At 74.9% G+C, this 26,695-nt stretch carries 24 protein-coding genes; 13 read left to right on the forward strand and 11 right to left on the reverse strand.

What is annotated here, in order from left to right; genetic code table 11:
- Positions 1 to 13: 13 nt before the first annotated feature.
- Positions 14 to 781 carry a thioesterase II family protein gene (locus AB5J73_RS39675; protein WP_370964039.1) on the forward strand — a complete coding sequence of 256 codons (768 nt, stop codon included), beginning with the start codon at positions 14 to 16 and terminating at the stop codon, positions 779 to 781.
- A 90-nt stretch (positions 782 to 871) separates the two neighbouring features.
- On the opposite strand, the gene AB5J73_RS39680 is transcribed toward AB5J73_RS39675, so the two are convergent.
- The gene (locus AB5J73_RS39680) at positions 872 to 1,570 is read right to left on the reverse strand and encodes an LLM class flavin-dependent oxidoreductase (protein ID WP_370964041.1); all 699 of its coding nucleotides are present in this window, start codon (positions 1,568 to 1,570) and stop codon (positions 872 to 874) included.
- A 1-nt stretch (position 1,571) separates the two neighbouring features.
- Positions 1,572 to 3,515, reverse strand: a complete 1,944-nt coding sequence (locus AB5J73_RS39685) for an acetoacetate--CoA ligase (protein ID WP_370964043.1) — start codon at positions 3,513 to 3,515, stop codon at positions 1,572 to 1,574.
- A 130-nt stretch (positions 3,516 to 3,645) separates the two neighbouring features.
- Here AB5J73_RS39685 and AB5J73_RS39690 point away from each other — a divergent pair, with 130 nt between their 5' ends.
- From AB5J73_RS39690 to AB5J73_RS39710, 5 genes are all read left to right on the forward strand, one after another.
- Positions 3,646 to 4,632 carry an LLM class flavin-dependent oxidoreductase gene (locus AB5J73_RS39690; protein WP_370964045.1) on the forward strand — a complete coding sequence of 329 codons (987 nt, stop codon included), beginning with the start codon at positions 3,646 to 3,648 and terminating at the stop codon, positions 4,630 to 4,632.
- A gap of 105 nt (positions 4,633 to 4,737) precedes the next feature.
- Complete coding sequence (locus AB5J73_RS39695) at positions 4,738 to 5,424, forward strand: response regulator transcription factor (RefSeq protein WP_370964047.1); 687 nt, start codon at positions 4,738 to 4,740, stop codon at positions 5,422 to 5,424.
- The gene (locus AB5J73_RS39700; RefSeq protein ID WP_370964049.1) at positions 5,421 to 7,007 is read left to right on the forward strand and encodes an ATP-binding protein; all 1,587 of its coding nucleotides are present in this window, start codon (positions 5,421 to 5,423) and stop codon (positions 7,005 to 7,007) included. Before AB5J73_RS39695 ends, AB5J73_RS39700 begins: the two co-directional genes overlap by 4 nt.
- A gap of 67 nt (positions 7,008 to 7,074) precedes the next feature.
- On the forward strand, positions 7,075 to 7,674 hold the full coding sequence (locus tag AB5J73_RS39705) for a flavodoxin family protein (RefSeq protein WP_370964051.1): 600 nt from the start codon (positions 7,075 to 7,077) through the stop codon (positions 7,672 to 7,674).
- A gap of 114 nt (positions 7,675 to 7,788) precedes the next feature.
- Positions 7,789 to 8,199 carry an STAS domain-containing protein gene (locus AB5J73_RS39710; protein ID WP_370964053.1) on the forward strand — a complete coding sequence of 137 codons (411 nt, stop codon included), beginning with the start codon at positions 7,789 to 7,791 and terminating at the stop codon, positions 8,197 to 8,199.
- A gap of 706 nt (positions 8,200 to 8,905) precedes the next feature.
- Here the strand turns inward: AB5J73_RS39710 and AB5J73_RS39715 are convergent.
- The 7 genes from AB5J73_RS39715 to AB5J73_RS39745 form a co-directional block, all read right to left on the reverse strand.
- Positions 8,906 to 9,721 (reverse strand): DUF3592 domain-containing protein, encoded by an 816-nt coding sequence (locus tag AB5J73_RS39715; RefSeq protein WP_370964056.1) that lies wholly within the window; start codon positions 9,719 to 9,721, stop codon positions 8,906 to 8,908.
- 150 nt (positions 9,722 to 9,871) lie between these two features.
- Complete coding sequence (locus AB5J73_RS39720; RefSeq protein ID WP_370964058.1) at positions 9,872 to 10,399, reverse strand: hypothetical protein; 528 nt, start codon at positions 10,397 to 10,399, stop codon at positions 9,872 to 9,874.
- A 50-nt stretch (positions 10,400 to 10,449) separates the two neighbouring features.
- Entirely contained in the window at positions 10,450 to 13,479 is a 3,030-nt protein-coding gene (locus AB5J73_RS39725) for a hypothetical protein (RefSeq protein WP_370964060.1), read from the reverse strand.
- Position 13,480: 1 nt separating this feature from the next.
- Positions 13,481 to 14,485: a hypothetical protein gene (locus AB5J73_RS39730; protein ID WP_370964062.1), complete on the reverse strand. Its 1,005-nt coding sequence runs from the start codon at positions 14,483 to 14,485 to the stop codon at positions 13,481 to 13,483.
- Positions 14,482 to 15,777, reverse strand: coding sequence for a hypothetical protein (locus tag AB5J73_RS39735; protein ID WP_370964064.1), 1,296 nt, complete (start codon positions 15,775 to 15,777; stop codon positions 14,482 to 14,484). The genes AB5J73_RS39730 and AB5J73_RS39735 overlap by 4 nt, the downstream gene beginning before the upstream one ends.
- A gap of 26 nt (positions 15,778 to 15,803) precedes the next feature.
- A complete protein-coding gene (locus AB5J73_RS39740) occupies positions 15,804 to 16,685 on the reverse strand; it encodes a 3-hydroxyacyl-CoA dehydrogenase family protein (protein ID WP_370964066.1) in 882 nt (293 codons plus the stop codon).
- Positions 16,682 to 17,902 (reverse strand): acetyl-CoA C-acyltransferase, encoded by a 1,221-nt coding sequence (locus AB5J73_RS39745; RefSeq protein ID WP_370964068.1) that lies wholly within the window; start codon positions 17,900 to 17,902, stop codon positions 16,682 to 16,684. The genes AB5J73_RS39740 and AB5J73_RS39745 overlap by 4 nt, the downstream gene beginning before the upstream one ends.
- A gap of 175 nt (positions 17,903 to 18,077) precedes the next feature.
- Between AB5J73_RS39745 and AB5J73_RS39750 the strand changes: the two genes are divergently transcribed.
- Positions 18,078 to 18,689: a TetR/AcrR family transcriptional regulator gene (locus AB5J73_RS39750; RefSeq protein WP_370964070.1), complete on the forward strand. Its 612-nt coding sequence runs from the start codon at positions 18,078 to 18,080 to the stop codon at positions 18,687 to 18,689.
- A gap of 193 nt (positions 18,690 to 18,882) precedes the next feature.
- Positions 18,883 to 19,614 (forward strand): dienelactone hydrolase family protein, encoded by a 732-nt coding sequence (locus AB5J73_RS39755; protein WP_370964072.1) that lies wholly within the window; start codon positions 18,883 to 18,885, stop codon positions 19,612 to 19,614.
- Between the two features lie 51 nt (positions 19,615 to 19,665).
- On the opposite strand, the gene AB5J73_RS39760 is transcribed toward AB5J73_RS39755, so the two are convergent.
- Complete coding sequence (locus tag AB5J73_RS39760) at positions 19,666 to 20,427, reverse strand: maleylpyruvate isomerase family mycothiol-dependent enzyme (protein ID WP_370964074.1); 762 nt, start codon at positions 20,425 to 20,427, stop codon at positions 19,666 to 19,668.
- Between the two features lie 117 nt (positions 20,428 to 20,544).
- Here AB5J73_RS39760 and AB5J73_RS39765 point away from each other — a divergent pair, with 117 nt between their 5' ends.
- The 4 genes from AB5J73_RS39765 (at position 20,545) to AB5J73_RS39780 (ending at position 25,064) form a co-directional block, all read left to right on the forward strand.
- Positions 20,545 to 21,384, forward strand: coding sequence for an ABC transporter ATP-binding protein (locus tag AB5J73_RS39765; protein WP_370964076.1), 840 nt, complete (start codon positions 20,545 to 20,547; stop codon positions 21,382 to 21,384).
- 35 nt (positions 21,385 to 21,419) lie between these two features.
- On the forward strand, positions 21,420 to 22,397 hold the full coding sequence (locus tag AB5J73_RS39770) for an ABC transporter substrate-binding protein (RefSeq protein ID WP_370964078.1): 978 nt from the start codon (positions 21,420 to 21,422) through the stop codon (positions 22,395 to 22,397).
- Between the two features lie 2 nt (positions 22,398 to 22,399).
- Positions 22,400 to 24,496, forward strand: a complete 2,097-nt coding sequence (locus tag AB5J73_RS39775) for an iron ABC transporter permease (protein WP_370964080.1) — start codon at positions 22,400 to 22,402, stop codon at positions 24,494 to 24,496.
- 73 nt (positions 24,497 to 24,569) lie between these two features.
- Positions 24,570 to 25,064 carry a hypothetical protein gene (locus AB5J73_RS39780; protein ID WP_370964082.1) on the forward strand — a complete coding sequence of 165 codons (495 nt, stop codon included), beginning with the start codon at positions 24,570 to 24,572 and terminating at the stop codon, positions 25,062 to 25,064.
- A gap of 27 nt (positions 25,065 to 25,091) precedes the next feature.
- Here AB5J73_RS39780 and AB5J73_RS39785 read toward each other — a convergent pair whose 3' ends face one another.
- Positions 25,092 to 25,874, reverse strand: coding sequence for an alpha/beta fold hydrolase (locus AB5J73_RS39785; RefSeq protein WP_370964084.1), 783 nt, complete (start codon positions 25,872 to 25,874; stop codon positions 25,092 to 25,094).
- A gap of 51 nt (positions 25,875 to 25,925) precedes the next feature.
- Between AB5J73_RS39785 and AB5J73_RS39790 the strand changes: the two genes are divergently transcribed.
- Positions 25,926 to 26,597 (forward strand): GntR family transcriptional regulator, encoded by a 672-nt coding sequence (locus AB5J73_RS39790; RefSeq protein WP_370964086.1) that lies wholly within the window; start codon positions 25,926 to 25,928, stop codon positions 26,595 to 26,597.
- Positions 26,598 to 26,695 lie beyond the last annotated feature (98 nt).

A 26,695-nucleotide genomic window follows, 5' to 3' on the forward strand; every position in this document is an offset into this window, starting at 1 on the left:
AAGGAGCACGGCGATGGACAACCTCCGCAACACCGTGGTGCGCGCCAAACCCAACCCGGGGGCGGCGAAGACGCTGGTGTGCCTCGGCTTCTGCGGCGGCGGCTCCGGCCCGTACCTGCCGTGGGCCGACGTGCTGCCGCCGGACGTCGAGCTGGTGACGATCTGCTACCCCGGCCGCGACGGCCGGTTCCTCGACGACTTCGCCCCGGACTGGGACGCGCTCGCCGAAGACGCGACCGACGCGGTGGCGGCGGCCGCGCGGCCGCGGCCGTACCTGTTGTTCGGGCACAGCATGGGCGGCTGGATGGCGTTCGAGGTGGCGCACCGGCTGCGCCTGCGGGGCGGCCCGCTGCCGGAGACGCTGATCGTGTCGTCGGCGAACGCGCCGAGCCGCGGGCTCACCCCGCGGGACATGTTCCCGGCCCAGCAGGACACCGACGAGCAGCTGGTGACGTGGATGCGCACCAACGGCCTGCTGCCCGGCTACGTGCTCGACGACCCGGAGCTCAGCGAGATGGCCCTGGAGCTCATGCGGGCCGACATCCGGGTCCGCGACACGTTCACGGCCCCCGAAGGCGCGACGGCGAGCGTCCCGCTGGAGGTGCTGACCGGCGCCGACGACGACGTGATCGTCCCGGACGCGGCCGAGCAGTGGCGGGCGCTGGCCGGGAACGGCTACCGGCACGTCGAACTCCCGGGCGGGCACTTCTACACCCCGGAGATCTGGCGCACCCTGCCGGCCCGGATCCCGGCCCTGGCCCCGCTCCCGGCGGCCGGCTGAGCCGAGCTCCTCCCGGCCGGGGTCCGGCCGGGAGGAGCTCGCCGGGGGCATCGCACCCGGCCGGTCGAGCGTCCGCGGACACGCTCCGGCCTACGGGAGCAAAGCCCGGACCGCGGCCGGTTCCGGGCCGTCCGGCGCGATCAGCACGACGGCGTCGTCGAACCCCGCTTCCGCGTACCGGTGCAACACCTCGCCGGTCGGTCCGAGGTCGGCCGCCACCGGGACGGCGCACACGATCGCGCGCCGTCCCCCGGCGGCTCGGTAGCGTTCGTGCGCCGCGATGATCTGCTCGGGGGTGCGGCGGTAGGCGGACGCCAGCCAGCCGTCGAACTCCCGGGCGGCTCGCTCGACCTTGGCTCCCCACGAGCCGAGGAGCACCGGTGGCCCGCCGGGGAGCGACTCGCGCACCTCGGGCAGGTTCTCGTCGAAGGTCCGGAAGCGCGCGCCGTAGTCCCGCCCGAAAGCGGCGTAGTCGAGGTCGGTCGAGCCGGGGCTGACGCCGAGGGTCAGGCGGTCGCCGCACACCGACAGCAGCGACCGGATCCGGTGCGCGAGGTCGGCGGGGTGGTGCAGCGGGACCTGCACGGTGGCCGTGCCGACTTCGACGCGCTCGGTGGCCGTGGCCGCCACCGCCAAGGCGACGAACGGGTCCGGGACCTCGAGCCCCCGCCCGATGATCTCGGGCGTCCAGAGGCTCTCGAACCCTTCGCCCACCAGCCGTCGCGCCCACTCCGCGACCGCGATCGGCGGTCCGGGGGCCAGCCGGGCGAGCGTCGCGCCCAGGCGCACCTCAACGAGCCCGGTCCGCCGCGAACCGCGCGTACCAGCGCAGCGCGTCCGGGTCGTCGACGGAGGCGAGGTTCGCGGCCTTCGCCAGTTCCTTGCCGGACAACAGCTTCTTGATCGGCACCTCCAGCCGCTTGCCGCTCAAGGTGTGCGGGACGGCGGGCGCTTCGACGATCTCGTCCGGGACGTGCCGCGGGGTCAGGCGCGTCCGCAGCGTGGTGACGATCTTCGCCTTGAGCGCGTCGTCGAGGTCGTGGCCGGGCGCCGGGACCACGAACAGCCCGAGCCAGTACTCGTCGCCGGGCAGGTCGATCCCGATCACCAGGGTTTCGCTGATCTCGTCCAGCGTTTCCAGCACGTCGTAGAAGTCGCTGCTGCCCAGCCGGACGCCCTGGCGGTTGAGCGTCGAGTCCGACCGGCCGTGGATGGAAACGCTGCCGTCGGCGTGCAGCGTCACCCAGTCGCCGTGCCGCCACACCCCGGGCCAGGTGCCGAAGTAGGACTCGGTGTAGCGGACGGCGCCGGGGTCGTTCCACAGCGACACCGGCATCGACGGCATCGGCTGGGTGATGACCAGGTCCCCGACCGCGTCCACCACCGGTTCGCCGTCGTCGTCCCAGGCCGCGCAGTCGACGCCGGCCAGCCGGCCGCCGATGCGGCCCACCCGGACGGGGTCGTACTCGCTCGCGCCGACGAACGAGCCGGAGATGTCGGTGCCGCCGCTGGTCGAGTCGATCCGCAGGTCGGCGCGGACGTGCTCGGCGATCCAGTGGTAGCCCGCCGCGGGCAGCGCCGAGCCGCTGACCATGACGTGCCGCAGCCGGCCGAAGTCGTGCTGCCGCCGCGGCGAAGCCCCGGTGCCGGCGGTGACGACCGCCGCGCCGAGCAGCACGACGTCCGCCCCGGTCCGGGCCGCGACCTCCCAGACCGCGCCCGTGGGGTGGTGCGGGGCGCCTTCGTACAGCGTGATCGCCGCGCCCTGGGTGAGCGCGCCCAGCTGCATGTTCCACAGCGCCCAGCCGGTCGACGTGCAGGCGAACATCCGCTCGCCGGCGCGCAGCCCGCAGTACAGCCCGGACCACTTCAGCCCTTCCAGTGTGATGCCGCCGTGGCCGTGCACCAGGCCCTTGGGCAGCCCGGTGGTCCCGGACGTGAAGAGCACCCACAGCGGGTGGGAGAACTCGACCTGCTCGAACGCCAGGGGTTCGTCCTGGGCGAGCAGCTCGGCCCACGGCGTCGAGCCGCCGGGGTCCGGCCGGTCGAACGCGTACGGGACGTGGACGAAGTGGCGCAGCGCCGGGAGCTCCTCGCGAAGCCGCGCGACGATGTCGGCGCGGTCGATCTCCTTGCCGTTCCAGTGGTAGCCGTCCGCCGCGATGAGCACGGTGGGCTCGAGCTGCGCGAGGCGGCCCAGGGTGCCGTCGGCGCCGAAGTCCGGGGAGCAGCACGCCCACACCGCGCCGACGGCGGCGGTCGCGAGGCAGGCGATCACGGCGTGCTCGGTGTTGGGCAGGTAGGCGCCGACCCGGTCGCCGGGGCGGACCCCCGCCCGGCGCAGCCAGCCGGCCGCGGCCGCCACCGACCGGCGCAGCGCGGCGAAGGTGATCTCGCGCGCGGGCCGGCCGCCCTCCCGGACGCACACCAGCGCGGTGGCGTCGCCGGCGCCGCGGCGCAGCGCGTGCTGCGCCCAGTTCAGCCGCCCGCCCGGGAACCAGCGGGTGTGCGGCATCGGGTCCGCGGTGCGCACGCGCGTCCACGGCGTGGCGAAGGCGACGTCGTAGTAGTCGACGATGGAGGTCCAGAACCGGTCCAGGTCCGCGACCGACCAGGCCCAGAGCGCGTCGTGGCCGGGGAACGGCCGTCCTTCGCGCTGCTCCAGCCAGTTCAGGTACGCGCGCAGCGCCGAGTTCTCGATGCGGTCCGCGGAAGGGCTCCAGAGCACGTCCATACCGGGAAGGTAGCGGCAGGCCGCGCCGCTCGTCGGCGCTGTTGTCGGGGATTTGAGAATCACGTGTGATCGAGTTGAGCCGGCCGGCGCACGATCCGCTTGACGACGACGTCTCGAGGAGGCCGGACGCATGAAGCTCGCTCTCTACCTGCCCAACTTCCGCGACGAGGTGACGATCAAGGAGCTCGAAGACCTCACCGCGCTGGCCGAGGACCTCGACTTCGACTCCGTCTGGACGCTCGACCGGATCGTCGTCCCGGAGAGCTCCGACCGCGCCGAACTGCAGTACCCGTTCGGCATGATGACCGACCTGCCCAACGCCCTGCCGGTCATCTCGCGCGGCAAGTGGTTCCAGGGCATGACGCTGATCCCGTGGCTCGCGGCGAAGACCACGAAGGTGCGCATCGGGATGAGCATCATCGACACCCCGTACCGCTCCCCCGGCGTGCTCGCGGCCGAGCTCGCCACCCAGGACCACCTCTCGGGCGGCCGGCTCAACGTCGGCGTCGGCTCCGGCTGGATGCCCGAGGAGTTCGCCGCCGCCAGCGTCCCGCACCTGTTCCCGCGCCGGCACGGCCACGTGCGCGAGACGATCGAAATCCTGCAGGGCATCTGGTCCAACGAGCTGTTCGAGTACCACGGCGAGTTCGCGGACTTCGAGCTGTCGGGCTTCGGCCACAAGCCGATCCAGCAGCCGCCGCCGATCTTCTTCTCCGGCCTGAAGGACCCGAAGCGCTCCGCCAAGCGCATCGCGAAGTACGGCCTGCAGGGCTGGATCGGCATCCAGGACAGCCCGGAGGACATCCGGCGCTGGAAGGGCGAGATGGAGCGCGAGCTGGGCGAGCTCGGCCGCGGCTTCCCCGACGGCTTCGAGATGTGCAGCATGATCTGGTTCGTCATCACCGACGAGCCGATGGACCAGACCCCGGCGGGCAAGGGCACGAACCTGCTCGCCGGCAGCGCCCAGCAGATCGAGGACATCCTCAAGCGCTACCAGGACGCCGGCCTGACGATGCCGCTGCTGTGGCCGCCGTTCCGCGACGTGCCGACGTCGAAGACGCTCGACGACCTCAAGCGGCTGACCGAGGAGATCATGCCGAAGGTCGAGGCCGCGTGACGCCGTCCCCCGCGGCCGCTCGCTGATCTGGCCGCCGCGCCGCAGGTGAGGCACCATGGGTGCGGGCCGCGGCGTGGCGGCCGGACGGTGGCGAAGGAGCCCGCGATGGACGCCCATGCGACGCTGCCGGACAGCCGGCAGGTCCTCGTCGTCGACGACGACCCCCGGGTGCGGACCGTCGTCACCTGGCAGCTGGAAGCCGAAGGGTTCCGGGTCACCGAAGCGGCCGACGGCCGGCGGGCGCTCGAGGCCATCGAGCGCGACCGGCTGGACCTCGTCATCCTCGACCTCGCCCTGCCCGGCGTCGGCGGCCTCGACGTCCTGCGGCGGCTGCGCGACGGCGAGCACGCCGCCCTGCCCGTGATCGTGCTGTCGGGCCGCAGCGGCGAGACCGACCGGATCGTCGGGCTCGACCTGGGCGCCGACGACTACCTCGTGAAACCCTTCTCCCCCGGCGAACTCGCCGCCCGCGTGCGCTCGGTGCTGCGGCGGGCCGCGCCCGCCCCGCCGGTGGCCGCGGCCGGGCTGCGGATCGACCGGGGCGCGCGGGAGGTGTTCCTCGACGGCCGCGAGCTGACCGTGACCGCGAAGGAGTTCGACCTGCTCACCTTCCTGTCCGCGCACCCCCGGCAGGTGTTCACCCGCGCCCAGCTGCTCGAACGCGTCTGGGCGAGCGCCGCGGAATGGCAGGGCGAAGCGACCGTCACCGAGCACGTGCACCGCCTGCGCCAGAAGATCGGGCCGGAGCGGGTGCGGACCGTCCGCGGGGTCGGCTACCGGTTCGAGCCGTGACCCGCACGCACGAAGCCGCCACCGACACCGAAGCGCTGCTCCAGGCGCAGTCCGGGGTCCTCGAACGCATCGCCGGCGGCGTCCCGCTGCCCGACGTGCTGACCGAGGTCGCGACCACCCTGGAACGGCTCATGCCGGGCTGCCACTGCTCGATCCTGCTGCTCGACCGCGAGTCGTCGACGCTCCGCCACGGCGCCGCGCCCTCCCTGCCGTGGACCTACTCCTCCCGCATCGACGGGCTCGCCATCGGCCGCGACGAGGGGTCCTGCGGCGCGGCCGCGTACCTGGGGACACCGGTCGTCGCCGAGGACGTCACCACCGACCCGCGCTGGGTCCGCTTCCGCGACCTCGCGGGCGCGCACGGCCTGCGGTCCTGCTGGTCGACGCCGATCCGCGGCCGGGCCGGGGTGGTCGGCACCTTCGCCGTCTACCACGAGCGGACGCACCAGCCAGCTTCCCGCGAGCGCGACCTGGTCGACCGGCTCACCCACCTGGCGTCGGTGGCGATCGACCACCACGCGCTCTTCGGCGCGCTCGCCGACAGCGAGGAGCGGTTCCGGCGGGCGTTCGACGACAACGCGATCGGCATGGCGATCACCGCCGCCGACGGGGCCGTGACCAGGACGAACGAGGCCCTGCGCGACCTGCTCGGGAGGTCGGAGCACGAGCTGACCGGCGTCCGGCTGGCCGAGCTGTTCACCCCGGTGACCGCGCCGGAGGCGCCTTACGAGGCGACCCTGCGCCACCCCGACGGCCGGACGCTCGACGTGGTCGTCTCGGTCTCACCGGTCGCCGGGCCGGACGGCGTGCCGGTCCGGCTGATCGCCAACGTCCTGGACGTCACCCAGCGGCGCGCCGCCGAACGCGAACGCCAGGCCCGGCACGAGGCCGACGTCGCCCGCCAGGCCGCCGAGCGGGCGAGCCGCGCCAAGACCGACTTCGTCGCCGCGCTCGGCCACGAGCTGCGCACGCCGCTGCAGGCCGTCACCGGGTTCACCGAGCTGCTCGGGTCGCTCGACCTGCCCCCGGAACGCCGTAAGGCGGCGCTGGAACACATCAACGGCGCGGCCGGGCATATCCTCGCCATGGTGGACGACGTCCTCGACGTGGCCCGGATCGAGGCCAGGGCGCTGCCGCTGCACCCGGTGGAGATCGACGTGCCGGCGGTGGTCGCCGAGGTGCTGAGCCTGCTGGAGCCGCTCGCCGACGCGGAAGGCGTGCGCCTGCGCGACGAGAGCGGGCCGGCCGCGCTGCACGCCGACGAGCGGCGGCTCAAGCAGATCCTGCTCAACCTCGCGGGGAACGCCGTCCGCTACAACCGGACGGGCGGGACCGTCGCGCTCACCACCCGCACCGAGGCGGCCGCGGTGGTGATCACCGTCGCGGACAGCGGCCGCGGCATCGCACCGGAGCACCTCGACCGGCTGTTCACCCCGTTCGACCGGCTCGGCGCCGACTCCGGCGAGGGCGTCGGCCTCGGCCTCCCCCTGGCCAAGGGCCTCGCCGAAGCGATGGGCGGCGGGCTCGCGGTCACGAGCACCCCCGGCCGGGGCACGGTCGTCGAAGTGACGCTGCCGCGCTGATCTTCCCGGTTCGGCCGTTCCGGAGCGGGGAACCCGGGGACCTCCCACGCCGACCACGGAGGTACCGATGCGCGTCCTGGCCCTCGTCTGCACCCTCAAGCCGTCGCCGGCGAAGTCGAGCAGCGACCTGATCGCTTCTCAGCTGCTCGAGCTGTTCGCCGCGGAGGGCGTCACCGGCGAGACGGTGCGCGTGGTCGACCACGACGTCCGGCCCGGCGTCGAAGCCGACATGGGCGACGGCGACGCGTGGCCGGGGATCCGCGCCAAGCTCCAGGCGGCCGACATCCTGCTCGTGGCCACGCCGACGTGGGTCGGGCACATGTCCAGCGTCGCCCAGCGCGTGCTGGAACGCCTCGACGCCGAACTGTCCGAAACGGACGCCGAAGGCCGCCCGGCGATGTTCGGCAAGGTCGCCGTGGCCGCGGCGGTCGGCAACGAGGACGGCGCCCACAAGATCATCGCCGACCTCTTCCAGGCCCTCAACGACACCGGGTTTTCCATCCCGGCCCAGGGCGGCACCTACTGGAACGGCGAAGCCATGCGGGGCGGCGACTACAACGACCTCGACGAAACACCCGCAGCCGTGGCCTCGACCAACGCCACGCTGGTGCGCAACGCCGTCCACCTGGCCCGCCTCCTCGGGGAGACGCAGTACCCGGCCGCTTGAACCGCGCGGGTTCTGGGTAAGAGCACCAGTACCCGCGGTTCAGCCAGCAGCCGTGACGCTCTTCGCGTCGGCCCGGCTCCGCGGCGCCGCCGTCACACCGGAGGTGGCAGCACCATGCGCACTGACGACCCGGTAGCCCGGTTCCACCGGCGCACCACGACCGTCACGGTCACCGCGACCGGCGAGTCCACCGTGCTGGCCGCCGTCGGGGACCTCGACCAGGACATCGCCGACCGCCTGTTCGCGCACCTGGACGCCGAGTTGCTCAAGCGCCCGCGCGCCCTGCTCGTCGACCTCACCCGCGTCGGCTTCTGCTCGGCCGGCGCCCTGCGGGTCCTGCTGCTGACCACGGCCGAAGCGCACGCCGCCGGCATCCCGTGCGTCATCGCGAGCGACCAGCACTCCGTCCGGCGGCCGATCGCCGCCCTGCACCTCGAACACCAGCTGCCGGTCTGCCCGACCCTGGCCGACGCCCGCGATCGGCTGGCGCTCTGCGCGGCGTCGACGGCAGCACGAAGGTGGTGACGCCGTCGGGCCCGGTGACGGTGATGTGGAAGGTGAACGTCTCCGTCGTGCCCGACTCGGTGGTCGACGTCTCCGTCGTGGTGGACTCGGGCTGCTCATCCCCGGGACCGAACAGCTCCACCCGGAACAGTCCCAGTACGACGGCCGCGCCGAGCAGCAGGCCCGCGAACGCGGCCGCGGCGACCGCGCCGCCCTCCGGTGGCGGGGCGACCACCGCGGACTGAGGCGCCGGCTCGAGCACCGTCTCGTCCGCCCGGCGCCGCCACTCCGCCGTCGGGTTCGGCACGACCTCGGCTCGCCAGGGCCGGTCCGGTGGGTACTCGACCACGAGGACGTCGCCCGCCGGGAAGCCGGGCAGGTCGGCCAGGTTGACGTGGTGGGTGGTCTCGACGCGGAACGGCGGCGCGCCGTCGGGGGCGACGGTGAGGACGAGGGTCAGCGGGACGTCGCCCGTTTCCGTACCGCCGGCACGCCGGCTTTCGATCCTCGCCAGCGCGACCCGGGGTACGACCGCCGCCTCGCGGGCCCGCCGTGGCAGGCCGGCGACGAACAGCAGGAAGCCGTACGCGACGGGCAGGCCCAGACCGGTCAGGACGAGCGGGAGCCGTTCGAGCACGGTCCCGGTGACGAAGGCGCTCAGCGCCGCCCCGGCGACGCCGCCGCCGAGGAAGCCGCGGACGAGAGCGGCAGGGGACATGGGAACTCCTCAGCAGAAGGGCGATCCGGCCGGATCCGGTTCCACCAGCACGGCTTCCGGGTGCTGCGGGTCGTAGCGGACGCGGACGGCCGAGCCGCGGGACGGGGCCTGGAGGAAGGGCGTGGTCATCGTCGTCACCACCGTGCGCTCCCCCGTCTCCGCCGGGAACCGGACGTGGACGACGAACCGCGGGTTCCCCAGCACCCAGACGTTGGTGAACTCGACGTGCGTGACGTGACCGGTCACCTCGCGGCCGTACCGGCGCAGGGCTTCGGCGCGGTCGTCGGCCTCCGCTTCGGTGAGGAACGCCCGCAGCAGCACCGCGATCAGCACCAGCGCCACCAGCCCGGACACCGCCGGCACCAGGTAGGGCTCGTAGTAGACGACCCAGTCCACTTCGGACCACGGCTCGGCGTCGCCGTCGAGGAACGGCAGCCGGCGCCCCACCGCCTCCGGCGGCGTCCACGAGGGGATCGCCGCGCCGCTGCCCAGCGCCACGCCCAGGGCCGCGGTGAGCGAGCCCGCCCGGAACCGGACGGCCATCCGGTCCAGCGACAGGCCCGCCGTCCACAGCATCGCGAAGCCGAGCGAGGACGCCACCGTGATCGCGAGGCTGAAGAACAGCACGAGCGAAGCCACCGGGCCCGCGTCGGCCCCCCACGCGTCGACGCGGTTCAGCGACATCAGCCGGAAGCCGTCCAGCAGCCCGAGCGAGCCGGACCAGCCCACCGCCGCCCAGGCGAGCGTCGTGGGCACGCCGAGCAGCCACAGCCGCCGCCCGGGACGGTCCGGCCGCGGGTCTCCCGGCAATCCGAAGGCGAACACGGCGCCTCCTTTCGGTCTTGGGGTTCAGGTACTGCCGGGTCCGGATGCCCCCAATGTGGCGTTCGGTGCGTCCAGCGCACCCAATGTGGCGTTCGGTGCGTCGGACGCAACCAACGCCACATTGGGGCGCGGCCGCTGGGTGCCACGCCACTAGGCGATCGGCCCGAACACCGCGACCTTCGCCGGGTCGGCCGGGTCGACGCGGGCCTCGTGGCGGGTGCCGGGCGCGTACTGCTGGATCGTCGCCAGCGGCGTGATCAGCGGGGTGACCGTCCGGTAGGTGGTGCCGTCGGCGCGGGTGACCTCCAGCGTCGCGGTGTACCGGGCCTGCCCGGCGACCGTCCGGTCGGTCGGCTCGAGGGCGCGGACGACCAGGGTGGCCGGCTCGCCGGTGTCGTAGAGCCGGCGCAGCTCCGTGCCGTAGGCCTGCAGTTCCTGCTGCTGGCGCAGCTGTTCGTCGGCGGGCAGCGCCAGGAACGCCGCCGTGGCCGGGTCGGCGTTCACCGCCCGGACCGCCTGCGCGGCCAGCTGCGGCGTCGGCAGCTGCGGGGTGATGTCGTACCCCTGGGCGGCGGCCGCCCGCCGGAACTGCTCCGCGTGCTGCTGGAACTGCTGCGCGCCGCGGGCGGCGCCCTGCTGGGTGGCCTCGTCGACCTGACGGCGGATCTTCTTGAACATCGTGGTCCTGCCTCTCTGTGCGGTGTGCACAGCTTCGGCGGGCCGCGGTGCTACCGAACCCAGGTTTGCCCGTCGCCGGTGGCGTCGAGGCAGGTCAGCGCCGCCCAGAAGACGGGCGAGCGGGCCGGCTCCGGCTGTTCGCGCCACCGCGCGAGCCGGGTGCGCTGCCACGCGCACAGCTCGGTCACGGGGTCGTCGCCGTCGAGGGCGGTGTCGACGGCGATCACCAGTTCGGCCATCGGGTCCGCGCCGGGCACCGCGGCCGACGTCGGCAGCGCCCACACCGTCGCGGCCACCAGGCGCGCCCCGGCCGCCACGGCGGCGAGCAGCACGCCGAACGGCTCGGGCAGGCCGAAGTCGCTCGCGCTGGCGCAGCCGATGAGCGCCACCCGCGCCGGCATCGCGTCCACATCGGACAGTGCGAGGTCCGCGGCGGTGAACGGCCGGTGCGCCCCGATCGGCTCGGCGGTGCCGGGCAGCTCGGCCGGGCAGGACAGGTGCAGCGCGGTCTGCGCGCCGTGTTCGTCGCGGACCTGGCTGACGTGCCCGGCGAACACCAGCCGCGAACACGGTTCGGCCAGCAGCCGGGCGAGCAGCCGCCGGTCGGTGTCGGTGCGGCGGACCAGGTCGAGCCCGCGCGCGGCGGACGGCCGGACCGGGCCGACGGCGAGCCGCGCGTCCAGGTGGCGGATCAGCGGCGACGCCGGTTCCTGCTTGCCGAGCACCGAACCCAGCTCGCCGAACGCGCTCCGGCCGGGGATCCGCGGGTCGAGCAGGTACACCGGCGGTCCGCCGGCGGCGCGCGGCGGCCGGCGCGGGATCCCGGCGGGTGCGAGCAGGGAGACGTCGGCGACGTCGAGGACGCGCTCGTCGCCGTCGAAGCAGGTGCTTTCCCCGCCGGGTTCGAGCGCGTGGTCCGGCCGCCGGTCGGGCAGGGCGAGCAGGCCCCACGGCACCGCGGCGAGGCTGGGCGAGGGCTGCACGCGCAGGAGCGGGCGCCGGCCACCGGCGGCGGCCGCCCGCAGCCGCGCGACGAGGTCGGCGGGCAGGAGGTTGAGGGCGAGCACCCGGGCCAGGCGCTGTTCGCCGGCGAAGCCGCCGAAGGCGTCCTCACCCAGGGAGCGCCGGACGGCGTCCGCGGCGCTCTCCCCTTCACGCGGCGTCGGCGAGGCGCCGGACAGGACCTCGCGGGCCGTCGCCACCAGGACGGCGTCGACCGGGTGGACGTGGACGGTGCCGAGGTCCCCGGTGCTGCGCCAGCTGAGGTAGGTGTGGCCGGCGTCGGCGTAGCGCAGGAGGAACGTCTCGCGCCCGGGCTCGGCGGTGGGCCACGTCGTGACGGGATCGCCGGCCGGCCGGGGCGAGCCGTACCGCTCGGCGGCGACGTCGAGCCAGTGGTCGAGTTCCATCGGCGAGTCCGGCGACCAGCGCAGGGCGGGCGGCGGGGCGAGCCGCAGCGGCAGCGACGCGGTCACGGAACCCAGTGCGGCCGGCGGGAACCCGGCGCCGGGCGGCGCGGCTTCGAGAACGGGCAGCGCGCCGGTCAGGTCCACCGCGGGCGCCCCGGCCCCGGTGTACGCGCCGACCGCGCAGGTCCGCTCGATCAGCTCGGCGGCCAGCCTCGGCTCCTCCAGGCGGGCCAGCAGCGTCATCAGCAGTCCGGTCGCCGGGCCCGCGACGTCGCGGGCCCAGGCCGTGCGCGCTCGCGGCGACGCGAATTCGAACCGGTAGTCCGCCGCCGCCAGCGCCACCGGGAGCAGCAGGTCCAGCACGGCTCGCAGGTCATCGTCGCGGGCGAAGCCGATCGTGGCCGCCACGAAGTCCGTGTGCAGGCGCTGGAGCCAGTCCCCGGACGCCCGCGCCGACTCCCGCGCGCGCGTCACGTGCGCCTCCGCCGCCGCCCAGTCCCCCTCCGCCGCGGCGCACCGGGCCAGCGCGACGGCCAGCCGGCGCAGGCCCGGCGTGTCGCCGTTGGCCGTCCAGAGCTCCCCGGCGTGCCCGAACTGCTCGCGGGCCTGCCGGGGGTCCCCCGCGAGCAGCAGGAGCGTGCCCAGCGCGTGGCTCGCTTCCGCGACGTCCCCGGTCGCGCCGGCCGCCGCGAGGTCGTCCCGGGCGGCGATCAGCGCCGCGAGCGCGCCCGGGAAGTCGCCGCCCAGCGCCCGGTCCGCGGCGAGGTCGATGGCGAACTTCGCGGCCGCCGGCCCGCCTTCGTGCTGGGCGTCGAGCCGGACCAGGTCGGCCCGCGCGGCCGCGTCCTCGCCGCCGGCCTGGCGGAGGCGGGCGCGTTCGGCGCGCGCCACCCCCTGCAGCGCCACCGCTTGGTCGCGGGCTTCACCGACATCGGTGAGGGTTTCCAGCGCGGCGAGGATCTTCTCGAGCGCGGCCAGCGCGCCGGCCGGGTCGCCGGCCGCCGCCTGGACGCGCACTTCGAGGATCCGCAATTCCAGCTCCTCGGCGCCGTGCGGGTCGAGCAGCTCGGGCGGGTACTGCCCCGGCCCGGCCGCCCGGCGCTGCGCCGCCCGGTGCCGCTGTCCCGCGATCAGTTCGCGGGCCCGGCCGACGTCACCTTCCTCAGTGGACAGTGAGATCAGCACGCGATCGGCCACCTCGCGGGATCCTTCGACCATCCGCAGCTCGGCGTACTGTCCGAAGTGGACGGCCGCGGCAGCGCTCACGGGGAAGGCGGCCAGCACGGCCTCGGCGCACTGCCGCGCGGTGCGCAGGTCGCCCGCCGCGTACCGGAGAGCGGCCAGATCGCTGACGGCGGCCAGTTCCAGGTCGGTCCGGTCGAGCCGCCGCGCGAACTGCCGCAGCCGGCCGTACTCCCGGTGCGCGCCCGCGAAGTCCCGCGCGGCCGCGAGCCGCTTGGCCGCCTGCTGGGTCTCGACGGCGTCGCCGAGCAGCCGCCGGTACTCGGCGTCGGTGAGCGAGCACGCCGGCAGTTCGCCGTACGGTGCCGGGTCGAGGCCGAAGTGCCGCGCCACACAGCGGCAGTTGTAGCCGTGCGAACTCGCCCCCGCCAGTTCGGCGGGCAGCGGCCGGTCCGGCGGGGTGAGCGGCGGCGGCAGGCCGGCGAGCACGTCAGAACTCCTCGTCGCGGGCCGCGGCCGCCGCCCGCTCGGCCAGCGTCCGGGCTTCCGGCGGTAGTGCCTGGCGGGCCCGGACGAGCGCCACCACGTCGGCGCGGTCTTCGCGCGTCGTCCCGGCGAGGTGCTCCGCCGTCACCCCGACGACGAGTCCGATGTGGACTCCGCCGGTCAGGTCCGCCGCACCGGAGAACCGCCCGGCGCCCAGGTGCAGGGGAACCTCCGCGACCACCTCGCCGTCGCGGGTGGCGAACGCGGTGAGGGCCGCGTCGGCGAAGGCGCCGGCGACCTCGACCTCGAGCCGGGTGCCGGCCGGCGCGGCGACGATCCGCCAGGTCACGGTGTCTTCCGCGGCGTCGAGGACACCCGGGGGCACCCGGGCCCAGTCGACGCTCGCCCGGCCGGCGGCCACGATCCCGTCCCCGGCCGCCGTCCCGTCGGCACCCGCGGCCAGCGTGTACGCCCGCTGCCCCGGCGAGACGGCGGCCGCCAGCCCGGCCGCGGCTTCGGCGCGCCCGAGGTCGTCCCGATCGTCGAACCAGGCGGACAACCGCAGGCACAGGTCCCGGACTTCGCCGGCGACTGCGGCCGCGCCGATCCCGGCGGCGGCGGCGTCGAACAGCTCCCCCGGCGTGGCTTCGAACCCGTCCAGCACGCCCTCCGCCACGGCGGCCGTCGCGACGGCGGCTTCGAGGTCCAGCAGCGCGGGGTCCAGCACCGGGATCCCGAGGAGCGGACTCGCGGGCCACCACCGGCGCGCCCACAGCAGCAGCGCGAGCGCGGCCAGTTCCGGCCGGGCGGGCACCTCGACGTACCCGCCGGTGAGCGCCGCCAGCGCGGGTTCTTCACCGACGAGCCGCGTCAGCCACGGTTCCGCGGCCGCGGCGTCGCTCAGCTCGACGCGCATCGTCGCGGGCCCACCGGCGAGCAGCTCGGCGAGCGCGAACCGGACGAGCCCGCCGTCCGCCGCGACGACGGGGGTGTGCACCGGATGCGTCACGACACGGCCTCCAGGTCCGGCAGCCGGGCCGCGAGGGCGCGGCGCACCTTCGTCCGCAGGTCCAGCGAGGTGGAGCGGACGACGCCGGTGACCAGGTCGCGGACGTCGGTGGCGCCGGTCGGGAGGTCGCCGCGGACGTCGAAGCCGTGCAGGCGGATCCACAGGCGGCCGAGGAACTGCTTGGCGAACTCCCGCAGGTCGCGGACGAGTTCGGGGTCGGGCCGCGCGGTGAGGGGCGTGGTGCCGGCCAGTGCCCGGCGGGCGTGCAGCACGTACCCCTCGCGCGCGACCTGGGCGTTGAGCTGCCGGGCGAACTCGGGTGCCGCGCCGGGTGCGCCGCCGTCGAGTGGGCGGAGGGCGGGCGCGAGGACGACGCCGAGCGCGAAGCAGGTGGCCAGGGCGGGCAGGCCGAGCCCGAACCCGGCGGCGACCCGGGCGAGCTCGTCGTCGACGAGGTCGGCCACCGGACCCCGCTCGTCGGCGGGAAGCCGCCGCAGGGTGGCGCGGACCCGCCGTTCGACACTGCGTTCGAGCAGCTCGGGCCCGGTTTCGTCGCCGCGCCGCAGCGGGGGCACGGCGGTGCGTTCCCCGCGTTGCAGTCCGAGCTCCGGCGCACCGGGGACGGCTCCGGCACCGCCCGGCCGGCGGAGGGCGAGTCCCAGCGAGTGCCCGGCGGCGGACGCGGCGAGCGCGCGCCAGGCGTCGTCGTCGAGATCGTCGGCGAAGACGCCGAGCAACGCGACGGCGTCCCCGGGCGCGAGCGCGGGGACGGGCCCGGTCCGCCAGCGCCGGTGCAGCTCCGCGGTGAGATCGGCCGCCACCCGGGGCTCGGCCAGGTACGCGGCCAGCCGCGCGACCCCCGCTTCCTCGCCGTCCCCGTGCAGCTCGCGCAGCGCCGCCGCAGCGGTCTCCGGCGCGTCCGGGCCGGGCGCACCGGACCCGGTGGCCAGCTCGTACGCCAAGGGGAAGCAGACGTCCTGGACGTCACCGGCGGTGATGCGCAGCGCCCTCCGCTGCCGCTTGAGGTGGGTGAACCACGCGGCGGTCGCCCGCAACCGGGCGGCGTCGGCGACCAGCAGCGCGGTCAGCTCCGCCGCCTCGGCGGGTTCGAGCAGCGGCCGCCCCAGCCGCGGCCGCGCGGCGGTGCGCACGACCAGCGGGTCGATGATCTTCTTGACGGTGCGGGTCAGGGGACCGCCGTCCGCCGCCGACAGCACTTCGACCCCGGAGATCCGCGTCCACGCGGCGGCGAGCACGGCCGAACGCGGCCGAGCCCGCCCCGATCCGGCCACCGCCACCCCCTCGTCCTCCCCGTACTTTACGACGGCCAGCTGTGGAAACCCCGCCCCGTCTTGCGGCCCAGCTCCCCCGCCGCCACCTTGTCGCGCAGCAGCCGCGGGGGTGCGAAGCGTTCGCCGAGCGTTTTGTGCAGGTATTCGGCGATGGCCAGCCGGACGTCCAGGCCGACGAGGTCGGTGGAGCGCAGCGGGCCCATCGGGTGGCGGTACCCCAGCTCCATGGCGTCGTCGATCGCTTCCGCGTCGGCGACGCCCTCCTCGAGCATGCGGATCGCCTCCAGGCCGAGCAGGACGCCCAGGCGGCTGGTGGCGAAGCCGGGCGAGTCGCGCACGAGCACGTCGGTCTTGCCGAGGTCGCGGACCCACTCGCGGACGCGGTGCACGACTCCGTCCGCGGTGCCGGGCGCGTGGACCACTTCGACCAGCTTCGACGCCGGGACCGGGTTGAAGAAGTGCATGCCGACGAACCGGGCGGGGACGCGTAGCGCCGCGCCCAGCTCGGCGATCGACAGCGAGCTCGTGTTGCTCGCCAGCACCGTGCGGTCGCCGACCACGGCCTCGGCACGGGTCAGGACGTCGATCTTCAGGTCCGCGCGCTCGGGCACGGCCTCGACGACCAGGTCCGCGTCCGCGGGCAGCCGGTCGACGCCGTCGACGACGTCCAGCCGCGCGAGCACCGCGGCCGGGTCGGTGGTGAGCTTCCCGCGGCCGGCGGCTTTGGCCAGGCCGTCGGCCAGCCGCGCGCGAGCGGCTTCGGCGGCCTCCGCGCCGCTTTCGACCACCGAGACGCGGGCGCCGCGGGTGGCGAAGACCTGGGCGATCCCGGCGCCCATCCGGCCGCCGCCGATCACCCCGACCGTGGCCGGGGCCTGCTGGTCGGCCTGCACCGTTTCCGCCTTCACACGCGCTCGATCAGCAGCGCGACGCCCTGGCCGACGCCGACGCAGAGGGTCGCCAGGCCACGCCGGGCGTGCTCGCGCTCGAGGCGGCCCAGCAGCGTCACCACCAGCCGCGCGCCGGAGCAGCCCAGCGGGTGGCCGAGGGCGATCGCGCCGCCGTCGGCGTTGACCTTCGCCTCGTCGAGCTTCAGGCGGCGGATCACGGCGAGGCTCTGGGCGGCGAACGCTTCGTTCAGCTCGACCGCGCCGAGGTCGTCGACCGTCAGCCCGGTGCGGCCGAGCAGCTTCTCCGTCGCCGGGACCGGCCCGAGGCCCATCACGTTCGGCGCCACCCCCGCGCTCGCGCCGGCGACGACCCGCGCCCGCGGCGCAAGGCCGTGCCGGCGGACGGCGTCCGCACTGGCGAGCACCAGCGCGGCCGCGCCATCGGACAGCGGCGACGAAGACCCGGCGGTGACGATGCCGTCCTCGCGGAACACCGTCCGCAGCTTGCCGAGCTTCTCCAGGGTCGTGCCGCGCCGCGGTCCCTCGTCCACCGCGAACTCGCCGTCCTGCACCGGCACGGGCACGATCTCGGGCGCGAACCGGCCGGCGTCGATCGCGGCCAGGGCACGCTGGTGGCTGCGCAGCGCGAACTCGTCGCTCTCCCGCCGGGTCACGCCGTCCAGCCGCGCGACCTCTTCGGCGGTCTCCCCCATCGGCAAGGTCACCTTGCGGGTTTCGGGACCGGCGCCCGGTTCGACCGCGGCGTCGTGCCGGGTGAACTCCGGGTTGGTGAACCGCCAGCCGAGCGAAGTGTCGGCGACCTCGCCGGGCCGGGCCCACGGGGTCCCGGGCTTCGCCAGCACCCAGGGCGCCCGGGTCATCGACTCGACCCCGCCGGCGACGACGACGTCCGCCTCCCCCGACCGGATCGCCTGCGCCGCGGCCGCGACCGCGGTCAACCCGCTGGCGCACAACCGGTTCACGGTGTAGCCGGGCACCTCGTCGGGCAGGCCCGCCAGCAGCGCGGCCATCCGCGCGACGTTGCGGTTGTCCTCGCCGGCCTGGTTCGCCGCGCCGAGGACGACCTCGTCGACGGCGTCGCCGGGGACACCCGCGCGCTCGAGCGCGGTGCGCACCACGAGCCCGGCGAGGTCGTCGGGGCGGACCCCCGCGAGCGCGCCGCCGTAGCGCCCCTGCGCGGTGCGGATTCCGTCGACCACGAACACTTCCGGCATCTGCGCTCCTCTTGACCTCCGGCAGGCGGCACCCTTGCCCGGCTGACATTGTTTACCGTCCATTCGGTCAGTTAGCAAGGGTGCGGAGTCCCGGATCCCGACCCGTGCGCAGCGGAGTGCCGGGCACCGGGCGTCTCGGCATCGACCGGCGGTGACCCCTTGCGACAATGTCGGCATGGCCGACACAGCGACGAACCGGACCGCCCGGCGCGGGCGACCCGGGTACGACCTGGAATCCCTGCTGCGCGTGGCGGTTTCGGCGTTCACCGAGCGCGGCTTCGACGGCACCAGCATGGAAGACCTCTCCCGCAAGCTCGGCATCTCGAAGTCGGCGATCTACCACCACGTGCCGAGCAAGGACGAACTGCTGCGGCTGGCGGTGAACCGCGCGCTGGACGGGCTGTTCGCCGAAGCGGCGGCACTGGCGGAGTTCGACGGCCGGGCGGTCGACCGGCTCGAGCACCTCGTGCGCGCGAGCGTCGGCGTCCTGATCGGCCAGCTGCCGTTCGTGACCCTGCTGCTGCGCATCCGCGGCAACACCAAGGTGGAACGCGCGGCGCTGGCCCGGCGCAAGGAGTTCGACCGGATCGTCGCGGACCTCGTGCGCGAGGCCGCCGCCGACGGCGACCTGCGCCCCGACATCGACCCGGACGTTTCCGCGCGCCTGCTGTTCGGCCTGGTCAACTCGGTGACGGAGTGGTACCGGCCCCGTGGCGGCACCTCGGCCGCGGCGATCGCGGACGCGGTCACCGCGGTGGCGTTCGACGGCCTGCGCCGGCACCCCTGAGCGCGCAGCGCGCCGGCCGGGGGAAAACCGGTGGCGGGCCACCACGGCCGCTGCTACCTTCCCGGGAGCCGTGCGAGAGACCGAGGAGGTGGTACCCGTGGACCAGACGACGTGGGTGCTCCCCTCCGGGGTCACGGTCGGGCGATAGGTCGCCCGGGAGCGCCGTTCACCAGCACTCCCGGAAGGCACGACCATGCACTTCACTTCCGAACAACGCCTCGGCGACGGTGTCCTCGAGCGCGCGTTCACCCTCGGCGAGGTCCCCGGCATCCTGTGGACGCCCGAGCCCGCGACCGGGCCGGTTCCCCTGATCCTGCTCGGCCACCCCGGCGGCCTGCCGAAGATGTACCCCCGGCTGGCGGCCCGGGCCCGGCACTCCGTGGCGGACGGCTACGCCGCGGCCACCATCGAGCTGCCCGGCAGCGGCGACCGGCCCCGGCTCCCCGCCGTCGACGCGGCCCGCGCCGACCTGCGCCGGGCACTGGCGGCCGGTGAGCCGGTCGGCGACGACGTCGTCGACCGGCTCGTCCTGCCGCTGGTCGACCAGGCGGTCCCGGAGTGGCGGGCCACGCTGGACGCCCTCCTGGAACTCCCCGGGATCGACGGCCCGGTCGGGTTCGCGGGCGGGGTGATCGCCGTCGCCGTGCGGCTCGCGGTGGTCGAGCCGCGCATCTCGGCCGCGGTCCTGTTCGCCGGGAGTTACGTGCCGCGGAGCATCATCGAGGAGGCCCGGCAGGTCACCACCCCGCTGCTGGTCCTGCTGCAGTGGGACGACGAAGGCAACGACCGGCAGCTCGCCCTGGACCTGTTCGACGCCTTCGGGACCGGGGAAAAGACGTTGCACGCCAACACGGGCGGGCACACGGGCGTCCCGGCGTTCGAGGGGGATGACGGGAGCCGGTTCTTCGCCCGGCACCTGAAGTGAGGCGGGGCCGCCAGGCCGGCCCGGCCGGCCCGGCCGGCCTGGCGGTTCCCGTCAGAAACCGGGGAACACCCGGCGCAGGTCGTCGAGCGTGACACTCCCCCCGACGCTGACCCCCTGGTCGTACGGCGCCTTGAGCCGGCCGCTGAGCAACCGGACGAACGCTTCCGCCGGCCCGTCGAACGTCGCGGATGGCGCCTCCAGGTGGTCGACCACGGTGACCGCGTCATCGATCACCAATCCCCCGCCGGGAACCGCGACGGAAACCGGGTTCGCCAGCTCGGCGGGCTTCGCCAGGAAGCTCAGCATGAAGCCGACCGGCCCGGCAAGGAGATCGAGGAGCACCTCGGCCGAGCCGGCGTCCACGCCGGCGTCCGGGTCGACGGCCACGCGCACGTCCCACGAGTGGTTGGCCACCTCGCTGAGCCGCATGCCCAGCGCCGTCACCAGCGGCACCGGCTCCGGCAGGAAGCCCAGGTCCACCGTCAGCGACGAACGCTGCTCGGGCGTGAGCGCCTCGACCGTTTCGAGCCAGCGGCCGTTGTGCTCCAGGAAGCCCTCGGCCTGCGCGCGCGGCGTGGCCGAGTCCCAGCGGGCCCAGATCGTCTGGTTGTCTTCGACGGCCACGGTCTCCCCGGCGGCCCGGAGGATCGGCGCGCGGCCGATTTCGGCACCGCTGCCGAGGTGGGAAAGCGCCTGCGCGACCGTCCATTCCGCGGCACCGCTGGTCTTGGTGAGCTGCTCGTCGGTGAGGGTCCGGGCGAGGCCGGCGAGCACGTCGTGCTCGGCCCGGAGGGCGGCGATCGTGCGATCCACGAGTTGGTCCATGCCCAGCTCAACTCCCGGACCGCCGCGTGTGTTCCACCGATCACCGCGCGCGATGTGCCGACCGCCACCTTTCCAGTTAGGTAAGCCTGACCTTATTGTTCTCGCGTGTCCCACGTCCCCCACCTCGCCGGCACCGGTGTCGACGCCCGCGAGATCGACGTCGCCTACGGCAGCGACGTCGTCGTGCGCGCCGCGTCCGTCTCCCTGCACGCGGGCAGCGTGACCGCGCTGATCGGCCCGAACGGCAGCGGCAAGTCGACGCTGCTGCGCGCGCTGGCGCGGCTGCACCCCCCGGTCGCCGGCTCGGTCACCTTCGCCGACGGGGCGGACTTGCGGGCACTGTCCGGAAAGGACATCGCCAAGCGGATCACCTTGCTGTCGCAGCAGCGGACGGCGCCGGGCGGCGTGTGCGTCCGCGAGCTCGTCGAGTTCGGCAGGCACCCGCACCGGTCCCGCTGGGGCGGCCGCGACCCCGAAGGCCCCGCCGCCGTCGAGCGCGCGCTGGAGCTGACCGGCCTGACCGCGCTCGCCGACCGGCCGGTGCAAGCGCTCTCCGGCGGCCAGGCGCAGCGCGTGTGGCTCGCGAGCTGCCTGGCGCAGGACACCGCGCTGCTGCTGCTCGACGAACCCACGACCTTCCTCGACCTGCGCTACCAGGTGGAGATCCTCGACGTCGTCCGCGACCTCGCCGACCACCACGGCGTCGGGGTCGGCGTGGTGCTGCACGACCTCGACCAAGCCGCGGCGGTCGCCGACCGGGTGCTGCTGCTCGAGGACGGCCGGGTCACCGCCGAGGGCGCCCCCGCCGAAGTGCTGACCGCGGCGAACCTCAGCCGGGCCTACGGCATCCGCGTCGACGTCGCGCTCGACCCGGCCGACGGGCGGATCCACGCCCGCGCGGTGGGCCGCTTCAACGACACAGCACCGCGTACCGCGTCGGTCTGACCGGTCCGCCGTCATCGGAAACACCTAGGAGAAACATGCGGATCACCCGGATGATCCTCGGGCTGTCCGCGGCCGCCACGTTCTTCGTGGCCGCCTGCGGCACCACCGAGGAACCGACGAGCGCCGCCGCCACGAGCGGCGCCGGCGGCCCGGTCACGGTCGTCGACTCGCGCGGCAAGGAGGTGAAGCTGCCCCACCCGGCCAAGCGCGTCGCGGCGACCGAGTGGAACGGCGTCGAGCACCTGGTCTCGCTCGGCGTCATGCCGGTCGGCGTGTCCGACATCAAGGGCTACGGCCAGTGGGTGAGCGCCGAGAAGCTCGACGGCACCCCGAAGGACATCGGCACCCGCGGCGAACCGAGCCTCGACACGCTCGGCTCGCTGGGGCTGGACCTCGTGGTCGTCACCGACAGCGTGACCGAAGGGGCGCTCGAACAGATCGAGGCGAAGGTCCCGGTCATCGTCATCAACGGCGGCTCCGCGAAGGACCCGATCGCCGGGATGTACGCCGGCTTGGACGTGATCGCGAAGGCCACCGGTACCGAAGCCGAGGCCGCGCAGCTCAAATCCGAGTTCGAGCGGAAGCTCACCGCCGGCCGGGCCGAAGTGGAGAAGCTGGGCGCGCTGGGCCAGCAGGTCGCCTTCTCCGACGCCTACGTCACCTCCGGCTCGGTGAGCATCCGGCCCTACACCAAGGGCGCGCTGGTGTCCGCGGTGTTCGGCGAGCTCGGCCTCGAGACCGCGTGGCCGATGGACGGCGACCCCGCCTACGGACTCGCGCAGGCCGACGTCGAGGGCCTGACGAAGCTGCCCGACGTCCGGTTCTGGTACATCGCCAACAACGCCGACGGCGACCCGTACCGGCAGGAGCTGGCGAACAACGCGATCTGGCAGAACCTCCCGTTCGTCAAGAGCGGCAAGGTGCACCGCTTCCCGGACTCCCTCTGGATGTTCGGCGGGCCGAAGTCCATGGAGCAGTTCGTCGACGCGGCCGTCGGCGCGCTGAAGAACTAGCGGTGCTCACCCTGACCAAGCCCGGCCCGCCCGCGGTCCGTCGCCGCGGGCGGGCGGCGCTGCTCGGGACCGGGCTCGCCGCCCTGCTCCTGCTCGGTTCGGCCCTGCACCTGACGCAGGGCACCGCGAGCGTCGACGCCTTCGACGTGCTGCGCCTGGTGTTCGGCGACGCGACCGGCGACACGACCGCGGTGGTCGTCGAGTCGCGGTTGCCGCGGCTGCTCGCGGCGCTGCTCGTCGGGGCCGCGCTCGGCGTGGCCGGCGCGGTGCTGCAGTCGGTGTCCCGCAACACCTTGGCGTCGCCGGACACGCTGGCCGTCAACGCCGGGGCGCACCTCGCCGTCGTCGCCGTCGCCGCGTTCGGTGTTTCGCTGCCCCTGCTCGGCGCGACCGGGGTGGCGTTCGCGGGCGGGCTGGCCGCGGCCGTGTTCGTGCTCGCGCTGTCGGGCACCGGCGGCACCGGGATCGTGCGGCTGGTGCTGGCCGGCACCGCGATCGCACTGGCGCTGGTCTCCGTGACCCAGGTGCTCCTGCTGCTGTACGCCCAGGAAACCCGCGGCCTGTTCGCGTGGGGCGAGGGATCGCTGGAGCAGAACGGGCTCCGCGGTGTCGGCACGCTCGGCCCGCTCGTCGGCCTGGCGCTGGCCGCGCTGCTCGGCATGGCCCGGCGGCTCGACCTGGTCCACGTCGGCGACGACCACGCCCGGACGCTCGGGGTCCACGTGGGACGGGTCCGCGTCGCCGCGATCGCGCTGGCCGTGCTGCTGGCCGCGGCGGCGGTGACCCTGGCGGGTCCCATCGGCTTCGTCGGCCTCGCCGCGCCGGCACTGGCCCGGCTGCTCGCGCCGGTGGTGCCGGGCCTGCACCGGCACGCCGCGCTGCTCCCGTTCTCCGCGGCGCTGGGCGCGGCGCTGCTGCTGGGCGCCGACGTGCTGCTCCGCGCGATCGTCAGCCCGCAGCGCGCCCTGGAGGTGCCGACCGGCGTCGTGACGACGATCCTCGGCGCGCTCTTCCTCGTCGTGCTGGCCCGCACCGCCCGGATCACCTCGGCGACCGCCGAACCCCCGGCGGCCGGCGCGCGCGGCGGCGTGAGCGCGCTCCGGTACCGCGTGGTCCTGACCGTGCTGGCGCTCGCGACGGTCGGCGCCGCCGTGGGCGCGGTCCTGCTCGGGGACGCGAAACTGCTGCTGGGCGACGTCGTCAACTGGCTGTCCGGCCAGGCCGGCCCGATCGTCACCGGCGTGCTCGACACCCGCGTGCCCCGCGTGGTGGCCGCGCTCCTGGCGGGCGCGGCACTGGCGCTGGGCGGCGCGCTCACCCAGGCGGTCGCCCGCAACCCGCTGGCCGAACCGGGGATGATCGGGGTCGTCGGCGGGGCCGGCCTCGGCGCGGTCACCGTGATCACCCTGGTTTCCGGCGTCGGGTTCTGGACCCTGACCGGCGCCGCCGGCCTGGGCGCCGCGCTGGCGATGGCCGTGGTCTTCGCCGTGGCGGCCCGGGGCGGCTTCACGAGCGAACGCCTGGTGCTGATCGGCTTCGGCGTGCACGCGGCGACACAGGCGCTGGTGACGTTGCTGATCACGCTGTCCGACCCGTGGAACGAGACCAAGGCGCTGACCTGGCTGGGCGGCTCGACCTACGGCCGGACCCTGCCGCACCTCGTGCCGATGGCGCTGGTGCTGGTCCTGGCGGTGCCCGTGCTGATCCGCCTGCGCCGCGAGCTCGACCTGCTGGCGCTGGACGACGAGACCCCACGGGTGCTGGGCGTGCCCGTCGCCCGGTCGCGCCTGCTGCTGCTCTCGTGCGCGGTGCTGCTCACGGGCGCGGCCGTCGCCGGCATCGGCGTGCTCACGTTCGTCGGCCTGGTCGCCCCGCACGCGGCCCGCGCGATCGTCGGCAGCCGGCACGCCCGCCTGCTCCCCGCGGCGGCGTTGCTGGGCGCACTCCTGGTGTGTGCGGCGGACACGCTCGGCCGCACGGTCATCGCCCCCGGCCAGCTCCCGGCCGGCCTGATGACCGCGATCATCGGCGCGCCGTACTTCGTGTGGCTCCTGTACCGGCACCGCCGTCAGGGCTCGGGCGGTTCCCGGCCGCACTAAACCGCGGGACCGGGAAGCGCGTGTGCGACACCGAACCCCGGAACAGCCGGGGCCCGGCACGAGGAGCACCGCGATGTCGTTCAGCCGACGAGCCAGGCGAACCGGGGCGGCGGCCGTGGGCCTGGCCCTCGCCTTGACGTTGTCGCCGGCCACCCCGGCCGGCGCGGCGAGCGGGGCCGGTGGCGCGCCGGCGTCGGCCACCGCCGCGTCGCCGGTGTGCTCCGGCACCGCGGGGTGGGGAAAGATCGCCTACCAGGTTTGCGTCCGGTACAACTGCGACAGCGACAGCTGCTTGTCCCGCGGCTACCTCGGCCTGGTCAACCGGGCCACCAGCGCCCGCACCGTCCACTGGGAACTGGACACTTCCCTCTACTTCGACGGCACCGAGCCCATTTTCGACGACGGCGGCAGCGTCACGCTGGCCGCGGGCGAGCAGCGGACGATCTTCTCCGACTTCACCTACCAGGAACCGTGCGGCTCCAGGACCCGGGAGTGGCTCCGCATCCGGTACGACAGCGCCGGCTGGAGCCCGACGATCTCCGTCTCGACCCTGGTCCCCTGCGCCTGACCACCCGGCCGGCGCTCCGCGAGCGGTTCAGGAACCCACGATGCCCCGCACCGTGGCCAGCACTTCGCCGGGGTGGTCGAGGTGGACGCTGTGCGTCGCGCCCGGCCAGCTCACCAGCCGGGCGCCGAACGCGGTGGCGAGGCGTTCGTGGGCGCGGTGGACGGCGTGGTCCGGTTTGCGGTCCGCCGTCACCACCACGGACGGGAGGCGGGGCAGGTCGGGCTCCCGCACGGTGCGGGCGACGTCGGTGAGGCCCCGGACCGCGCGGGCCAGCGTCGGGATGTCGAGGTCCGCCGTGCGCTCGAGGGCGGCCGCGCAGTCCGGGCGCAGGTCGCGGCGGCGGGCAGTGCGCCGGGCCGACCGGCGGAGGGCTTCGGCGAGCACGCGGCGCAGCCCGGGCACGGCCGACAGCTTGGCGAGCACGGCCGTCATGCGCTCGATGCTCGCGCAGACCCGGGCGTCGTTGATCGGGGTCGGGTCGAGCAGGACCAGGCCCGCGAGCAGGTCGGGGCGGTCGCGGGCGAGCAGGACGCCGACCGCGCCGCCGAGGCTCTGGCCGACCGCCACGACCGGGCCGAGGGCGAGCCGTTCGACGAGCGAGGCCAGGTGGGCCACGGCACCGGCCACCGAGCCGTCCACAGTGGACGTTCCGGTGCCCGGGCGGTCGTGCACGACTACTCGCGCGCCGGGATCGGCCACCAGCCCCTCCACCAGGCCGGGGAAGAAGCCGTCACAGCTCTCGGCGCCACCGGGGAGCAGCAGGACCGGAGGGCCGGACTCGCCGTGGACGCGGACTCCGTCGATCTCCATGCCACATTGTGACACAATCTGCAGTGATCGTGTGCGACAAGGAGGACGGCCATGGTCGGGCCCGCGGCGCCGGAGCGGATCGCCGCGGTGGTGCGCGGCGAACTGCTGGACGGCGCGCACCCCGTCGGCACCCGCTTCCGCGAGGAAGACCTGGCGGAACGCTTCGACGTGGGCAGGCACACCGTCCGCTCGGCCCTGCGGCTGCTGGCCGAGCGCGGCCTGCTGCTCCACGAACGCCACCGCGGGGCCGTGGTCGCGCCGCTGAGCCGGGCGCGCATCGACGAGATCTTCGACTACCGCAAGGTCCTCGAGCTCGGCGCGCTGCGCATGGCACTGGACCGGGGCGCGGACCTGACGCCGGTGCACGCCGAGGTCGAGCGCCTCGATGCACTCGCCGAGCGAACGCCGCGGCCGTCGTGGCGGAAGCTGACGGAGGTGCACGGCGCGATCCACCGGGCGATCGTCGCGGCCGCCGGGAACGCGCACGTCCTGGACAGCTACCACCGGTGCGAGGACGAGGTCCGCCTGCTCCAGGCCTTCGTCCGCCCCGACTTCGACGCAGCGGCCATGGCGGCGATCCACCGCCGCCTGGTGGTCAAGCTCGGCCTCGACGGCGAGACCGCGACGGACGCCCTGACCGAGGACATCGACCGCACCGGCCGCGCGGCCCTGCTGACGGCGCTGCACCGCGCAGAGGAGAGCGCCCACCGGCTCGGCCGGTGAGCGGCGCCGGCCGGCAGCAGCTGCCAGCGGGACGACGGGACGCGGTGGACCCCGCGGCGAGCACCGTGCTAGAAATAGAACGTGTTCCACTTCTGACC

The organism is Amycolatopsis sp. cg9, assembly GCF_041346945.1.
Lineage (GTDB): Bacteria > Actinomycetota > Actinomycetes > Mycobacteriales > Pseudonocardiaceae > Amycolatopsis.

What these genes read in the sequence shown, in the direction of transcription:
- AB5J73_RS39675 (WP_370964039.1), top strand. Translation starts at nt 14, where the DNA reads ATGGACAACCTCCGCAACACCGTGGTGCGCGCCAAACCCAACCCGGGG.
- AB5J73_RS39685 (WP_370964043.1), bottom strand. Translation starts at nt 3,515, where the DNA reads ATGGACGTGCTCTGGAGCCCTTCCGCGGACCGCATCGAGAACTCGGCG.
- AB5J73_RS39690 (WP_370964045.1), top strand. Translation starts at nt 3,646, where the DNA reads ATGAAGCTCGCTCTCTACCTGCCCAACTTCCGCGACGAGGTGACGATC.
- AB5J73_RS39695 (WP_370964047.1), top strand. Translation starts at nt 4,738, where the DNA reads ATGGACGCCCATGCGACGCTGCCGGACAGCCGGCAGGTCCTCGTCGTC.
- AB5J73_RS39705 (WP_370964051.1), top strand. Translation starts at nt 7,075, where the DNA reads ATGCGCGTCCTGGCCCTCGTCTGCACCCTCAAGCCGTCGCCGGCGAAG.
- AB5J73_RS39710 (WP_370964053.1), top strand. Translation starts at nt 7,789, where the DNA reads ATGCGCACTGACGACCCGGTAGCCCGGTTCCACCGGCGCACCACGACC.
- AB5J73_RS39720 (WP_370964058.1), bottom strand. Translation starts at nt 10,399, where the DNA reads ATGTTCAAGAAGATCCGCCGTCAGGTCGACGAGGCCACCCAGCAGGGC.
- AB5J73_RS39745 (WP_370964068.1), bottom strand. Translation starts at nt 17,902, where the DNA reads ATGCCGGAAGTGTTCGTGGTCGACGGAATCCGCACCGCGCAGGGGCGC.
- AB5J73_RS39750 (WP_370964070.1), top strand. Translation starts at nt 18,078, where the DNA reads ATGGCCGACACAGCGACGAACCGGACCGCCCGGCGCGGGCGACCCGGG.
- AB5J73_RS39755 (WP_370964072.1), top strand. Translation starts at nt 18,883, where the DNA reads ATGCACTTCACTTCCGAACAACGCCTCGGCGACGGTGTCCTCGAGCGC.
- AB5J73_RS39770 (WP_370964078.1), top strand. Translation starts at nt 21,420, where the DNA reads ATGCGGATCACCCGGATGATCCTCGGGCTGTCCGCGGCCGCCACGTTC.
- AB5J73_RS39780 (WP_370964082.1), top strand. Translation starts at nt 24,570, where the DNA reads ATGTCGTTCAGCCGACGAGCCAGGCGAACCGGGGCGGCGGCCGTGGGC.
- AB5J73_RS39785 (WP_370964084.1), bottom strand. Translation starts at nt 25,874, where the DNA reads ATGGAGATCGACGGAGTCCGCGTCCACGGCGAGTCCGGCCCTCCGGTC.
- AB5J73_RS39790 (WP_370964086.1), top strand. Translation starts at nt 25,926, where the DNA reads ATGGTCGGGCCCGCGGCGCCGGAGCGGATCGCCGCGGTGGTGCGCGGC.